The sequence below is a fragment of the Zunongwangia sp. HGR-M22 genome, assembly GCF_027594425.1.
Taxonomy (GTDB): domain Bacteria; phylum Bacteroidota; class Bacteroidia; order Flavobacteriales; family Flavobacteriaceae; genus Zunongwangia.
Map to the genome: position 1 here is coordinate 1,002,547 of NZ_CP115159.1, position 16,477 is coordinate 1,019,023.

The 16,477-nt window shown below is 36.4% G+C and carries 7 protein-coding genes; 3 read left to right on the forward strand and 4 right to left on the reverse strand.

Annotated features, from left to right (window positions below):
- The first annotated feature begins 52 nt into the window (after positions 1 to 52).
- Both trkA and PBT91_RS04410 read left to right on the forward strand, forming a co-directional pair.
- Entirely contained in the window at positions 53 to 1,402 is a 1,350-nt protein-coding gene (gene trkA, locus PBT91_RS04405; protein WP_270060573.1) for a Trk system potassium transporter TrkA, read from the forward strand.
- Entirely contained in the window at positions 1,402 to 2,898 is a 1,497-nt protein-coding gene (locus PBT91_RS04410; RefSeq protein ID WP_270060574.1) for a TrkH family potassium uptake protein, read from the forward strand. Before trkA ends, PBT91_RS04410 begins: the two co-directional genes overlap by 1 nt.
- 79 nt (positions 2,899 to 2,977) lie before the next feature.
- Here the strand turns inward: PBT91_RS04410 and PBT91_RS04415 are convergent, their stop codons facing one another.
- Together PBT91_RS04415 and PBT91_RS04420 are read right to left on the reverse strand one after the other, a co-directional pair.
- Positions 2,978 to 4,168 carry a pyridoxal phosphate-dependent aminotransferase gene (locus tag PBT91_RS04415; protein ID WP_270060575.1) on the reverse strand — a complete coding sequence of 397 codons (1,191 nt, stop codon included), beginning with the start codon at positions 4,166 to 4,168 and terminating at the stop codon, positions 2,978 to 2,980.
- 24 nt (positions 4,169 to 4,192) lie between these two features.
- The gene (locus PBT91_RS04420; protein ID WP_270060576.1) at positions 4,193 to 5,299 is read right to left on the reverse strand and encodes a fatty acid desaturase family protein; all 1,107 of its coding nucleotides are present in this window, start codon (positions 5,297 to 5,299) and stop codon (positions 4,193 to 4,195) included.
- 103 nt (positions 5,300 to 5,402) lie between these two features.
- Here PBT91_RS04420 and rsmG point away from each other — a divergent pair, with 103 nt between their 5' ends.
- The gene (rsmG, locus tag PBT91_RS04425) at positions 5,403 to 6,032 is read left to right on the forward strand and encodes a 16S rRNA (guanine(527)-N(7))-methyltransferase RsmG (protein WP_270060577.1); all 630 of its coding nucleotides are present in this window, start codon (positions 5,403 to 5,405) and stop codon (positions 6,030 to 6,032) included.
- A gap of 36 nt (positions 6,033 to 6,068) precedes the next feature.
- Here rsmG and PBT91_RS04430 read toward each other — a convergent pair whose 3' ends face one another.
- Complete coding sequence (locus PBT91_RS04430) at positions 6,069 to 14,492, reverse strand: LamG-like jellyroll fold domain-containing protein (RefSeq protein ID WP_270060578.1); 8,424 nt, start codon at positions 14,490 to 14,492, stop codon at positions 6,069 to 6,071.
- Between the two features lie 282 nt (positions 14,493 to 14,774).
- On the reverse strand, positions 14,775 to 16,403 hold the full coding sequence (gene pruA / locus PBT91_RS04435) for an L-glutamate gamma-semialdehyde dehydrogenase (RefSeq protein ID WP_270060579.1): 1,629 nt from the start codon (positions 16,401 to 16,403) through the stop codon (positions 14,775 to 14,777).
- Between the last annotated feature and the right edge of the window lie 74 nt (positions 16,404 to 16,477).

Consider the following 16,477-nt stretch of genomic DNA (forward strand, 5'->3'; position numbering starts at 1 on the left):
GTTTATTCAAAAATAGCTTACATTTGCACCTCTTACAATTTGAAGCTGTTATATGAAAATAATTATCGCCGGTGCAGGTGAAGTGGGCTTTCATTTAGCTAAATTACTTTCTTTTGAGTCACAGGATATTACGCTGATTGATCCAAGTAGAGATCGATTGCAATATGCAGATACACATCTGGATATCCGAACGATTAAAGGAGATGCCAGTTCTATCGCAATTTTAAAAGATGCCCAGGTTAAGTACACCGATATGTTAATTAGTGTGACATCTAGCGAAGCCACTAATATTACGGTATGTGTGCTTGCTAAACAGCTTGGGGCCTTAAGAACCATCGCTCGTATTTCTAATACAGAGTTTTTAGAAAAAAAAGAAGAAATAGGATTCACCCAATTTGGTATAGACGAGCTTATTTCTCCTGAAGCCTTGGCAGCAAGAGAAATTGCTTTATTATTAAATCAGTCTGCATTTAATGATAGTTACGAGTTTGAAGATGGGGCGCTAACCATGATTGGTTTAAGCTTGTCTAGAACAGCTCGTTTTGTGGGGAAAACGGTAAAGGAAGCAGCTAGGATATTTCCGCAGCTAAACTTTGTACCCATTGCAATCCAGCGTTTTGGAACACAGTATACATTAATACCTCGTGGAGATACGCAATTTAAAGAGGGCGATCAGGTATATTTTATCACACTTAAGAGTGGGGTAGAAGAGCTTTATAAACTTACTGGTAAGACTAAACAGGAAATTAAAAGTGTTATGATTCTTGGGGGGAGTAAGATTGGAAGAAAAACTGCCCGGGATCTATGTCGTAATAATTTTAATGTAAAGCTTGTTGAAGCGAATAAAGAAAAAGCTTACGATCTCGCCGATGAACTGCCAAATACATTGATCATTCACGGCGATGGCCGAAATGTAGAGTTATTGGAAGAAGAAAATATCCATGATATGGATGCTTTTATTGCTGTTACCGGAAATTCAGAGACAAATATTATGTCCTGCCTGGTTGCAAAGTCTAAGAGTGTTAAGAAAACAATCTCTTTAGTAGAAAATATGGATTATTTTCAGCTAAGCCACTCTATTGGAATCGATACGCTAATTAATAAAAAGCTATTGGCCGCAAATAATATTTTTAGATATATACGTAAAGGAGAGGTAGTGGCGATGACTAAGCTTAACAATATGAATGCTGAGCTTTTAGAGTTTATCGTGAAACCTGGCTCTCAGGTAGCCGATAAAAAGATTAAAAATCTTGATTTCCCTCGTTCAGCAATTATTGGCGGTATTATTCGTCATGGAGAGGGAATAATTGCTTTAGGTGAATTTTTAATAAAGCCCGGAGATCGTATAGTGGTATGTTGTCTTCCGCGTTCGATTAAGAAGGTTGAAAAATTATTCCTATAATGCCGAAACTTAACTTTAAGGTTATTCTACATGTCATGGGGTTACTGCTAATTTGTAATGGTGGTTTCATGCTTTTATCGGTTCTCATTAGTTTTTTATATAAAGATGGGGTTACTTTAGGTATATCTTCTGCGGCATTAGTTACTTTACTAATAGGGACCTTATTAATGTTTACTACCCGTGGGCATAGCAAAGAGGTGAAAGTTAGGGAAGGTTATATTATTGTGAGTTTCGGGTGGATATTTATGACCTTAAGTGGTTGCCTGCCTTATGTGATGACCAAAGCAATTCCCGATTTTACGAATGCGTTTTTCGAAACCATGTCTGGCTATACAACGACAGGCGCTTCTATTTTAAATGATATTGAGTCGATTCCTAAAGGAATTTTATTTTGGAGAAGTCTAACCCATTGGATAGGTGGAATGGGTATTATCGTTTTAGCGATTGCTATCTTGCCCCTTTTAGGAATAGGAGGGATGCAATTATTTGCTGCGGAATCACCGGGTCCTAGCGCTGATAAGCTGAAGCCAAGAATCACGGATACTGCAAAGCGATTATGGCTTATCTATGTAAGTTATACCGCTCTAGAAACGGTTTTGTTGATGTTAGCCGGGATGGATTTTTTCGATGCAATAAATCATGCTTTTAGTACATTGTCAACTGGAGGATTTTCAACAAAGAATGCAAGCATGGCGTATTGGAATGATAATCCAATGATTCAATACATAATTATCTTATTTATGTTCCTCGCCGGAAGTAACTTTGTGATGAGCTATTTTGCGTTTAAAGGAAGAGTACAACGTGTTTTACAGGATGATGAGTTTAAATGGTATTTTTATTTTGTAGGTATCTTTACCTTAATCTCAGCCTTAATTGTATATTTTAAAGCAGATGTTTCATTATCTTCTATAGATCACCCAATGGTTTGGGGAGAGGGTGAAAGTGCATTTAGACATTCCTTATTTCAGGTGTTAACCGTGATTACGACAACTGGTTTTGTATCTGCAGATTTTACTATGTGGACACCATTTTTAACCATTTTTTACTTCGGAATGTTTTTTTTAGGTGGCTCTGCCGGAAGTACGGCTGGTGGTGTAAAAGTGATGCGACATATTATAATGATCCGTAACGGATTTATCCAATTTAAGCGTACGCTTCATCCTAATGCGATCTTACCTGTACGTTTCAATAAAAAATCCATAAACAGCGATATTGTATTTAATATTCAGGGATTCTTTATCCTTTATATGTTATCTTTTATTATCGGAGCGGTTGTTTTAGCGGCACTGGGATTAGATTTCGAAACTGCGATTGGTGGCGCTGCTTCCTCTTTAGGGAATATTGGGCCGGCATTTGGAGCTCTTAGCCCTGTAAACAATTTTGATTTATTACCTGATTTTGGGAAATGGTGGTGTTCTTTTCTAATGCTTATTGGTAGATTAGAACTCTTTACGGTACTTATAATATTAACTCCGTTTTTCTGGAGGAATCGCTAGATATATTATAATTAAACTTAGATATACCATAAAAAAAACCGGCACTAGGCCGGTTTTTAAAATTTATGTTTAGAATATATTATTCAGCTAACGCTGATTTTATTCTTTTTAGAGCTTCTTCAATTTGTTCTTCACTTGCTGCATAGGAAATTCTAATACATTCAGGATTTCCAAAAGCATCACCAGTAACTGTTGCTACTAATGCTTCTTCTAATAAGAACATAGAGAAATCTGTAGCATTGTTTATGGCATGTCCTTTAATTGTTTTTCCGAAGTAATGAGAGATATTAGGGAATACATAAAAAGCACCTTCTGGCTCTGTAGTTTCAAATCCTTCGATATTATTAAGTAAATCGAGAATTAATTTTCTTCTAGATTTAAACTTATCTACCATATAGCTAATTTTGCTAACCGGAGCTTCCAAAGCAGTAATTACAGCTCGTTGAGCAATACAGTTAGCACCGCTGGTAACTTGTCCCTGTAGTTTGTTGCAAGCGCGAGCAATCCAAGATGGCGCTCCAATATATCCAATTCTCCATCCTGTCATGGCGAAAGCTTTTGCAACACCATTAACAGTTACGGTACGTTCGTACATATCTTCAAATTCTGCCATAGAAGCGTGACCACCAATGTAGTTGATGTGTTCGTAAATTTCGTCACTTACAATTATAATATCAGGGTGTTTAGCTAAAACATCGGCTAAAGCTCTTAGCTCTTCTTTGGTGTATACCATCCCGCTTGGGTTACATGGTGAGCTATACCAAAGCATTTTTGTTTTAGGTGTAATTGCAGCTTCAAGTTGTTCTGGAGTCATTTTAAAATTAGACTCTAGAGTTGTAGGAACTTCAACAGGAACGCCTTCTGCAAGTTTTACAATTTCAGCGTAACTAACCCAATAAGGACATGGTAAAATAACTTCGTCGCCCGCATTTAACATTGCTAATGCAACATTAGCCAGCGATTGCTTTGCACCTGTAGAAACAACGATTTGTGGGTGGGTGTAGGTTAAGTTATTATCTCTTTTGAATTTAGTAATAATAGCATCCTTAAGTTCTACATATCCATCTACAGGTGTGTAGGAATTATAATTATCATTTATAGCTTTAATTGCAGCGTCTTTGATAAAATCTGGCGTATTAAAATCGGGCTCTCCAAGTGAAAGGCCAATAATATCTTTACCTTCTGCTCTTAATTCACGCGCTTTAGCTGCCATAGCGAGCGTTTGCGAAGTTGCTAAATTGTTAATTCTGTTAGAGAGTTTTTCTTGCATTTTAAAATGATTAATAAATAAGTATTAAGACGATATTGCAGGTTTGGCACCCATTTCTTTTAAATATTTAAAATGAGCTATAATTGCTGCGCGTGTGGTTTTGTATTCGTTGTAAGGTAAATTACATTCCTGTGCAGTCTGTTTCACTATTTGGGCAATCTTATCATAATGAATATGACTAATATTAGGGAATATATGGTGTTCTACCTGATGATTTAATCCACCGGTAAACCAGTTTACTATTTTATTTTTAGTTGAAAAATTAACCGTGGTAAATAATTGATGGATTGCCCAGGTGTTTTTCATAGATCCGGTATCATCTGGTAAAGGCATATCGGTATCTTTAACAACATGTGCTAATTGAAAAACAATGCTTAGTATTAATCCAGCAACATAATGCATCACAAAAAATCCAATTAATATTTTCCACCAAGAAATGGATAATATCAACATCGGCAGCAAAATCCAAATTGCCAAATAAATAACTTTGGTAATCGCTACTGTACTCCATTGCTTTACGGGATTTGGCATTTTTCCGTAAGAAAGTTTTCTTTTTAAATATCTTCTGGATTGTTTAAAGTCTGTTGTAATCGCCCAGTTAAAGGTTAATAAACCATATAGAAATATAGAATAATAATGCTGAAATTTGTGGAATCTTCTCCATTCGGCATGTTTTGAGAACCGAATTATCCTTCCGGCATCCAGATCTTCGTCGTGCCCATGTATGTTGGTATATGTATGATGAAGCACATTGTGCTGAACCTGCCAGTTGTAAACGTTCCCTGCTAAGATATAAATGGTGCCGCCCATAAATTTGTTTACCCATTTTTTTGAAGAATAAGATCCATGATTACCATCATGCATAATATTCATTCCAACTCCAGCCATGCCTATACCCATTACAACAGTAAGTAAAAGCATCCACCATTGTGAGATGTCTAAGGTTAAAATAATAAAATAAGGAGATAAAAACATGCAAAACATAACCGCAGTTTTTAAGTGCAATTTCCAGTTTCCTGTTTTCTTAAGGTTATTTTCTTTAAAATAAGTATTTACTCGTTTATTTAAGGTTCTGAAAAATTTAGCAGAATCTATTCTCGAGAATCGTATATTAGGTTGTGATAAATCCATGTGTAAAATTAAACTATCTTCAAAGGTAAAATATTAAACTTTCGAAACGAATTAAATAGTCACTTTAATACTAAATTTCTAATTTTGTTTAAAAATAGCTCAGTTGGAATTACTCAGGAAATACTTTGATGGACTTAGTCCGCAGCAAATTGCTCATTTCGAGCAGTTGGAAGAACTTTATAAAGATTGGAATATCAAAATTAATGTGGTAAGTAGAAAAGATATAGACGAATTATATTTACGCCACGTTCTGCATTCTTTAGGAATAGCAAAAGTTCAGAAATTTAAACCAAATGCTAATATTCTTGATGTTGGCACTGGTGGTGGATTCCCGGGGATTCCATTAGCAATTCTTTTTCCTGAAACCAATTTTCATTTAGTAGATTCTATTGGTAAAAAGATGAAAGTAGTAGAGGAAGTTACTGCAGGTTTAGGATTACAAAATGTTAAAACAACTAATGATCGAGTTGAGAATATAGATGGTCACTACGATTTTATTATAAGTAGAGCTGTTGCTGCTATGCCAACTTTTGTGAGATGGACCAAAGGAAAAATTGCAAAAAAGAACAATCATGACCTTAAAAACGGAATATTGTATTTAAAAGGCGGTGATCTATCGGAAGAGCTTAATGATTATCAAACTGCGAAAATATACAATCTAACAGATTATTTTGAAGAAGATTTCTTCGAGACAAAAAAGGTGGTTCATTTACCGTTAAAATATAAAGGTTAAAAAAAGTGGAGCTATCAGCTCCACTTTTTTTTAATTCTATTTTCTTACAAACTTCAAATTGGTAACTCCTTTTGTGGTATTTATTTTTAGGATATATACTGCGCTGCTCATTTCTTTTTCGAGCGGAATGTATATTTCTTCCACTAAAGGGATATTTTTAAATTCTTTTATAAAGCTACCGTTAAGTCCGTAAAGAAGAATATTGTTAATTTCAATACGTTCTGGATTCTCTATATAAACAGCATCATCTTCGCGCAAATACAAAATTCGGAATTTCCCGCTTAGATAGCTGTCATCTTCTTCTGGAGTTTCTGGAGGTTCAGGTTTTTCATCATCATCGATAGCCTCGTCTTCATCATCCTCTGTTTGTTCTCCATCTGATTCACCATCTGTCTCATCCCCATTGCCTTCTGTATCCTCATCCTCTTCGGGAATATCGTCGTCATCATTTTCTTGTTCCTCGTCGGTTGGATCTTCTCTTTTTTGGAAAGTTATAGCAAATCTTTTGTCGTAATAACCGCTATCTATAGTTGCAACAAATTTTTCAGCTCTTAAGTCGAAATACGTGCTGTCTTGGCGATCTAATAAGTAAATTTCCTTTTCAGAAGAAATATTTTCTAAAGAGTCTATTTCAATATAAAATTCGGCACTAGATCGCACAATTACACCAAGATCTAAAACCCGGTCACTATTGAAATCTGGAACTCCTTGTATTACCAGCGCCTGGTTCTTCATTAGCCAAAACATATCTTCCTTTTGCATGTCATAAAGAGGGGCGTCATAACCAAGATCAAATTCAGATGTTGCATTTTCATCTGCACCTACGACAATTTCGCGGTACATCCCACCCGGAGATTTATAGTTTAATCGAATTTTTTGTCGAGTGTCAGCCTGGGTAATTGTTTTATTTTCTGAAGTTTTCTTTGATTTTATCTCGGGTTTTAAAAAATGAGATTCAGAAGAATTTGTTTCTTTAGCAAAAACTCGTTGTTCATTTCTAAATAATATATCGCCCGAGCTAATGGTGATATTACCACTTATTTCTGCATCTAGATAACTATTTACAAAAAATCCTTGCCCTACCGGAATATATTTACCCGGTCTTCTATCACTTTGTGTATTGTTGGCGTTAATAAGCTCATCTGTAGCAATTGCGGGGACGCTTCCTATTAAATTAAGCGTAGCATAACCACCAACATAGTCTTTTAAATAGTGCGAATTGCTATCACCAAAGTGATCCCAGAGGTAGATGGCACCATTAAAAAGGTTTTTATCTCCGGTAGCACCATTTACCTGTTTTTTATCAAGATTGTCAAGAATGAATTGTTCCCCATCTAGTGCGGAAGGATAGGGATTACCCATTAGGTAAATTTCGTTAGGTTCGATGCCTAAAGTTATATTTCCATTATTGGGCAAACCTTTGAAAGTGTAGTTTTGTAAAGAATAGATATCTACAGAACCCGAGGTTCCTTTCATCGTATAGCCTTCACCTGGCTTTAGTATGGTATTTTCATTTATTTGTTCCCAGCCTGAGTATATAGCTATTTGATGGAATTTATTTAACCAATAAGTGCTAATTCTTTTTGGGCCTGTATAGTTTTTAGAATCTGCCCAGGTAAATTGTCTTTTAAAAGCAATATCCTGAATATTATCTGGATCGGTACCATCTTTTAAAACTTCTCCAATAGTGAAGCCAGAATTAACAGAATTGGAACTCACAGGAGAAGACCAGTAATTATAATTAAAAGAATTCGCCGTTCCTTGTTGATCCCTTTGTATAAATCCGGTACTATTAGGATCTAAAATGCTGCCATCAGTTTGTATTAATTGAGATTCGCCATTTAAATCTATAATTCCATTTAATTTTAAATAATCAGTAATAACTAAGGGATTTCCTGTTCCGCCATCGGGAGGATTAATCCCCATCATATTTAAAACACCGGCATTAGAAATTAACCCAAGTACTTGTAAGGGTTTTGTTGAATTTGCGTAGGGATAAAATATGTCTTTCGAAATTTCAACAATATTCCAATCTATGGTCGTCTGTCCATCAATACCATAACTTCCGGGGACTTTCCATACTTCTCTTTCAGCAACTTTAGAATCATTAACCGATGTAGGTAAATACCAGGTGGTTTGATTTGTCCAATCTTGATTTTCCTCATTCAAAATATAAGGAAGCGGAGCCGTGTTCTCTTGTGTTGAGGTTATATTTCGAATAAGACCGTTATTGTGATTACCAGTAATTTCTGGAGTTAATCCCTCTGCAATTGCCTCTGGGTTACCTTTTAATTGATAATAGGCTTCTAGATCATTCCAATTTAAGCTTCCGGGAACATTAATAGGTATAGCGTTACCACGTAAAGGATTACTTGCAATGGCAATATGCTGATTCATTAAAAATCTTAGTTGTTTTTCAGTAAGACTTTTATTCCAAATTCTAAGTTCTTCAATCCAACCATCAAAATGATTAGAAGGAATGTCTGGATTTGTACTATTATGCACTGCACCAATTATAAATGGATAAGGTACTGCAGTAGGAAGATTCCCATCTTTGTTGGCTAAAGGAATACCATCTACATATAATTTTATATTTCCGTTTTTATATATAACCGCAACATGATGCCAAATACCTTCGCCAACTTTATGTGAAGTTGAAACAGAATTTCCATTCCATCTAAAGGTTGGGGAACCTGAGTTAATTATGAAATCGTACCCGCCGGCATTTATATTTTGAATATCTCTTTTGGAAAGTATAGTTTTAATTCCGGTATTGCTTTCAGATTTAATCCATGCCTCAATAGTAAAACTTTCTTTATCCTCCATGCCAAAGGAGTCGCCTATTAAAATATGATCATCTTTTCCGTCAAAATCTAGGCTATTACAATTCGCTGAAATGGTAAGATTTAGCTCATCATAATTAGAACAATTTTCATTAAATACCGTCCATCTTAAAACATATTGGCCTTCATCACCTATAAAATTGGTATTAGGATCACTCGGATTAATAAAGTTATAATTTGCTGGTCCACTCACCACGCTCCATATGCCCGAACCAAACTCTGGAGTATTGGCTTCTAATGTAGTTTGATAATAGCCACACCCCAGCACTTTATCTTCGCCAGTAATAGCTGTAGTTAATTGCTCTGGTTCAGTAATATTTATTGTGCGTATAGCTTGGCATTGATTAGCATCAATAACGGTAATTGTATATTGTCCTGGTTCTAGATTATTTAAGGTTTTTGTTGTAGACCCAGATGCGTCGTTCCAAAGATATTCGTAAGCCGTCTCCTCATCTCCAATCTTTGGAGTGCCTCCCGAAGAATTTACCGTTACTGTTGCGTTATCGCCAGGACAAACGGGTTGCTGAATTTCAAAATCCATTGTGATAGGAGACTCTGGCTGAGTAATAACTACGGAAGGAATTTTAAAAATATTTGCTTCAGAATCTTTTACCCATACATCATAAGATCCAGCTTTTAAAATTTCGAATAAGTTTTCCTTTTGGTAGCCTGAAGTAGCACTAGTTATGCTGTAACTGTAAGGTGCTCGCCCTCCTGATGCCTGTACGCGTATGGTTCCTAATTCAGAATCATAACATTCCAATTCATTAGGTGTTGCTTTAGCATATAAAGGAGTGAAAACAATTTCCTGATTGTTAGTAGAAAAGCATTTAGATTTACTACTCTGTCCGCAGGCATTCTTTTTGTTATTTGAGAATGTTAGATAAATATTATCAATCGAAACCTCGTCACCGCATTGATAATTAATTGGTATAGCACGAGCATTAATAGGTATTTCTTCTCGCTCATAAAAACATCCAAATTCTCTTATTATGGTAGTCTCATTAGTTTCCAGACTTTTAACACTGTACGTGAATTCGGTATAAAGAGAGTAACGCGAAGTATTCTGATCTAGTTGAACATAAATATATTTTTGAACGCCATCGTTGCAATTTTCAGAGGTTATTTCTGTACCTGAAGCATCTCCAATATAATATCCCGCAATACCAAAATCATTAGATCCGCAGTTGTCTACATAACACTCACCAACGTATTGTTGGTATATAAAATCTTGGGTAAACCCTTCAGCATCGGTGACCGTTAATGTGATAATTCGGTTTCCTTCAGATGGGTAGGTCACTCTGTGAGGACCTAATCCGGTATCTGTCGTATACGTTCCATCGTTGTCGAAATCCCAGGTATATGAGTATGGCGCTACGCCTCCATAAGCCGTACCATTTGCTACTTCAAAATAACTTACCCGAACATTGTTTTCTCCTTCACAAATAGAAGTTGGTAAAATTTCTGCCTTTAGTAATTCATTTACTACAACATCAATAGTTTTGGTACATCCATTTTTGTCATATACACTAAGCTTATAATTACCTGCAGCAAGATTTGTTGCTTTTTTTGTTGTAGCTAATATTGTAGAATTTCCTTCAGCTCGCCATTCGTAAGTATAACCAGGAGTTCCTCCGGTTGGATTGGCCTCGGCGGTTCCTGTTTTAGAGTTAAAAACTGTAGTTCGGGTGGTAGAAACAGATACTTCTACAGGAGCACTTGGCTCACTTATTATTATATTTTCTGCGATTAATTTTTGGCAGTTTATATTGTTTTGATCTCTTAATTTTAGCGTATATGAACCTGGTTTTAAATTTTCAAAAATAGCCGATTTTGACCAATTTAAACCGTTATCAATGCTGAATTCGAAACTACCGCTACCGCCAGATGTTTTAGTAAACTGAATAATACCTGAGTCTTCCTTATAGCAATTAACATCGGTTTTATTATAATTAGAAATAAGTTCGTCTGGCTGTTCTATGGTGAATAGTTGCTGGATACCGCAGGCATTAGCATCTTTAATAAAAAGCGTATACGTACCAGCGCTCAAGCCGGTGAAATTTCTATCAGTTTGAAAATTAGTATTATCGATAGAATACTCAAATGGCGCTGTTCCGCCATTAACCTCTCCAGCGGTTATTTTACCCGTAGAAGTTCCAAAACAATTTACGTTTGTTACCGATGGAGATGAAGCAGTAAGATCATTTGGTTGAGTTATTCGTATAGTTTGACTAATAGTACAACCATTATTATCTAAAATTGTTAAAGAATATGTGTCGGCAAATAAATTGCTGAATTTTCTATTCGATTGATAATTAATTCCATCAATCGAATATTGATACGGACTAGTTCCACCCGAAACTGAACCTGCTGAGATACTTCCATCATTTCCACCAAAACAAGACACGTTTTGTGAAGAAGGTGCGGTCATTGTCAATTGATCAGGCTGCGTAATTTCAATGTTCGTAGCAATCGAACAGTTATTGGCATCGCGAACCGTAAGTGTATAATTTCCTGCGGAAAGATTTTGAAAGTTGGAATTCGTAGAAAAACTCGTTCCATCGATCGAATATTGATATGGACTAGTTCCACCTGAAACGGAACCTGCTGAAATGCTGCCATCATTTCCACCAAAACAAGAAACGTTTTGCGAATTTGGAGCCGTCATTTCCAATTGATCAGGCTGGATAATTTCAATATTCGTAGCAATCGAACAGTTATTGGCATCGCGAACCGTCAGCGTATAATTTCCTGCGGAAAGATTTTGAAAGTTGGAATTCGTAGAAAAACTCGTTCCATCAATCGAATATTGATATGGACTAGTTCCACCTGAAACGGAACCTGCCGAAATGCTGCCATCATTTCCACCAAAACAAGAAACGTTTTGCGAATTTGGAGCCGTCATTTCCAATTGATCAGGCTGGATAATTTCAATATTCGTAGCAATCGAACAGTTATTGGCATCGCGAACCGTCAACGTATAATTTCCTGCGGAAAGATTTTGAAAGTTGGAATTCGTAGAAAAACTCGTTCCATCGATCGAATATTGATACGGACTAGTTCCGCCTGAAACGGAACCTGCTGAAATGCTGCCATCATTTCCACCAAAACAAGAAACGTTTTGTGAATTTGGAGCCGTCATTTCCAATTGATCAGGCTGGATAATTTCAATATTCGTAGCAATCGAACAGTTATTGGCATCGCGAACCGTCAGCGTATAATTTCCTGCGGAAAGATTTTGAAAGTTGGAATTCGTAGAAAAACTCGTTCCATCAATTGAAAATTGATACGGACTAGTTCCACCTGAAACTGAACCTGCTGAAATGCTGCCATCATTTCCACCAAAACAAGAAACGTTTTGCGAATTTGGAGCCGTCATTTCCAATTGATCAGGCTGGATAATTTCAATATTCGTTGAAATTGAACAGTTATTTTGATCGCGAACCGTCAGCGTATAATTTCCTGCGGAAAGATTTTGAAAGTTGGAATTCGTAGAAAAACTCGTTCCATCAATTGAATATTGATACGGACTAATTCCTCCTGAAACTGAACCTGCTGAGATACTTCCATCATTTCCACCAAAACAAGAAACGTTTTGTGAAGAAGGCGTTGTCATTTCCAATTGATCGGGCTGCGTAATTTGAATATTCGTTGAAATTGAACAGTTATTTTGATCGCGCACCGTCAACGTATAATTTCCTGCGGAAAGATTTTGAAAGTTGGAATTCGTAGAAAAACTCGTTCCATCAATTGAATATTGATACGGACTAGTTCCACCTGAAACTGAACCTGCCGAAATGCTGCCATCATTTCCACCAAAACAAGACACGTTTTGTGAATTCGGAGTCGTCATTTCCAATTGATCGGGCTGCGTAATTTGAATATTCGTTGAAATTGAACAGTTATTTTGATCGCGCACCGTCAACGTATAATTTCCTGCGGAAAGATTTTGAAAGTTGGAATTCGTAGAAAAACTCGTTCCATCAATCGAATATTGATACGGACTAGTTCCACCCGAAACTGAACCTGCTGAAATACTTCCGTCATTTCCACCAAAACAAGAAACGTTTTGTGAAGAAGGCGCGGTCATTTCCAATTGATCGGGCTGCGTAATTTCAATATTCCTTGAAATCGAACAGTTATTGGCATCACGAACCGTCAAGGTATAATTTCCTGCGGAAAGATTCTGAAAGTTGGAGCTGGTAGAAAAGTTATTTCCATCAATCGAATATTGATACGGACTAGTTCCACCCGAAACCGAACCTGCTGAAATACTTCCGTCATTTCCACCAAAACAAGAAACGTTTTGTGAAGAAGGCGCGGTCATTTCCAATTGATCGGGCTGCGTAATTTCAATATTCGTAGCAATTGAACAGTTATTGGCATCGCGCACCGTCAACGTATAATTTCCTGCGGAAAGATTTTGAAAATTGGAGCTGGTAGAAAAGTTAGTTTCATCGATCGAATATTGATATGGACTAGTTCCACCCGAAACATTTCCTGCTGAAATACTTCCGTCATTTCCACCAAAACAAGAAACGTTTTGTGAAGAAGGCGCGGTCATTTCCAATTGATCGGGCTGCGTAATTTCAATATTCGTAGCAATTGAACAGTTATTGGCATCGCGCACCGTCAACGTATAATTTCCTGCGGAAAGATTTTGAAAGTTGGAGCTGGTAGAAAAGTTATTTCCATCGATCGAATATTGATATGGACTAGTTCCACCCGAAACGGAACCTGCTGAAATACTTCCGTCATTTCCACCAAAACAAGAAACGTTTTGTGAAGAAGGCGCGGTCATTTCCAATTGATCGGGCTGCGTAATTTCAATATTCGTAGCAATTGAACAGTTATTGGCATCGCGCACCGTCAACGTATAATTTCCTGCGGAAAGATTTTGAAAGTTGGAATTCGTAGAAAAACTCGTTCCATCAATTGAAAATTGATACGGACTAGTTCCACCCGAAACTGAACCTGCTGAAATACTGCCATCATTTCCACCAAAACAAGAAACGTTTTGTGAAGAAGGTGCGGTCATTGTCAATTGATCAGGCTGCGTGATTTCAATATTCCTTGAAATCGAACAGTTATTGGCATCACGAACCGTCAAGGTATAATTTCCTGCGGAAAGATTATCGAAATTTGAGTTTGCAGAAAAGTTATTTCCATCAATCGAATATTGATACGGTGCGGTACCTCCTGACACCGATTCTGCTATTATAGCGCCGTCATTAAATCCATTGCAGCTCACATTAGAGGTAGAAAAACTATCAAGAACTAATTCTTCTGGTTGAGATATAATAATAGATTCACGACCTGAGTTTCCAGCATCGTCTGTGATTGAAACAGTATAAGTTCCCGCTGCAAGATTAAAAATATCTTCAGTAGAGGAAGTGAAGAAGTTGGGACCAGTCCATTGATATGAGTAATTTCCATTTCCTCCGGAAACATCAATATCTATAGCGCCATTGTCGGCATTATAGCAAGTTAGATTTGTAGATGAAGATGTGATAATAAGATCCTCTTCCAACCCGAAAGATTCTGATTGGTTGATGAAAAAAATCGTTATAAATATCCCTAAAATAATAACGGCTCCGGGAAAAGTAGTTTTCTTCATAGGCGTTATATTTTACTACTTTTCTTAGCCTTCTTACAATAGGATACTCTAATTTCAAATTTTTGTAGGGTCTTCAAATTAGCTCTCATCATTATTCGTCCTTGCAAATTTACTCTTTTTTTATATAAAACACCGATAAAAGGTTGGTTTTTAGCGGTGAAAGTAATATTAGATAACAAAATCTGTGCCTTAAATTTTTATTGTAAAACATTAAAAGTCATTTTAAGTCATAAAAAAAGGCTACTTTAAAGTAGCCTTTTTCTAAAAATATTTATTGAAAGATTATTCTTTCATATGAGGATATTTATAATCGGTAGCTGGAACGAAAGTTTCCTTAATTAAACGAGGAGAAATCCAACGCATTAAATTAAGTTTAGATCCTGCTTTATCGTTAGTACCACTAGCTCTTGCTCCACCAAATGGTTGTTGGCCTACAACGGCTCCGGTTGGTTTGTCGTTAATATAGAAATTACCAGCAGCGTTTTGTAAGATATCAGTAGCTTTTGCTGCTTCGTAACGATCGGCAGAAAATACAGCCCCAGTTAAGGCATAAGCACTCGTATTATCAACAGTATGTAAAGTTTCTTCCCACTTATCATCTTCATAAACGTAAATGGTTACAACTGGGCCAAATAATTCCTCTTCCATTGTTGTATAGTGAGGATCTTTCGCTAAAATTACAGTAGGTTCTACAAAATAACCTTTCGATTTATCACAATTACCACCAACCACGATTTCAGCATCATCATCTTCTTTTGCTTTTTCGATATAAGAAGATAATTTATCGAATGATTTTTCGTGTATTACGGCAGAGAAGAAATTAGTAAGGTCTTCCGGAGATCCCATTTTTATTGATTTTACGTCTTCAATAACGTAATCTTTAATTTCTGGCCATAAACTTTTTGGTAAATAAACTCTGGATGCAGCACTACATTTTTGTCCCTGATATTCAAATGCTCCACGAGTAATCGCTGTAGCAACTTGCTTAGCATTCGAGGTTGGATGTGCAACAATAAAATCTTTTCCGCCTGTTTCTCCAACAATTCTTGGGTAAGACTTGTATGTGTGAATGTTATTACCAATTTTAGTCCAAATATTCTTAAATACTTCAGTACTACCAGTATAATGGATTCCGGCGAAATCTGGGCTGGCCAATACAGTATCTGTAATCATTTCTGGATCACCCTGTACCATATTAATCACGCCGTCTGGTACACCAGCTTCTTTAAATACTTCCATGATTACTTGTGCAGAAAGCATTTGGCTGTCACTAGGTTTCCATACGGCAACATTACCCATTAATGCAGCACTACTTGGTAAATTACCAGATATCGCTGTAAAATTAAATGGTGTAATCGCATATACAAAACCTTCTAATGGGCGATATTCTATACGATTCCAATTTCCGTCTGAAGAGTTTGGTTGCTCATTATAAAGATCAGACATATATTCTACGTTAAAACGTAAAAAGTCACAAATCTCTGCTGCCGCATCAATTTCTGCCTGATAGACAGTTTTAGACTGACCGATCATAGTAGCAGCATTCATTTTCTGACGGTAAGGTCCCGAAATTAGATCTGCTGCTTTTAAAAATACCGCAGCTCTTTGTTCCCATTCTAATTTCGCCCATTTCTTACGAGCTTCCAATGCAGTATCGATCGCTTGTTCTATATGTTTTTTCTCGGCTAAATGGTAAACACCGCAATCGTGTTGATGGTCGTGAGGCGGATTTATATTTAATGTTTTTCCGGTTCTAATTTCTTCAGAACCTATGTAAAGTGGTACATCTACTTTGGTATTGTACAACTCCTTATATGTTAATAATACTTCTTCTCTTTCTGGAGTTCCAGGAGCGTATGATTTTACTGGTTCATTTTGCGCTTTCGGAACGTGAAAAAATCCTTTTCCCATATTGTTTTATGCTTGTTTTATTTGGTTTTTAATTCATTTTAAAGGTAAAAAAAATAATAGGGAATAGTGAATTC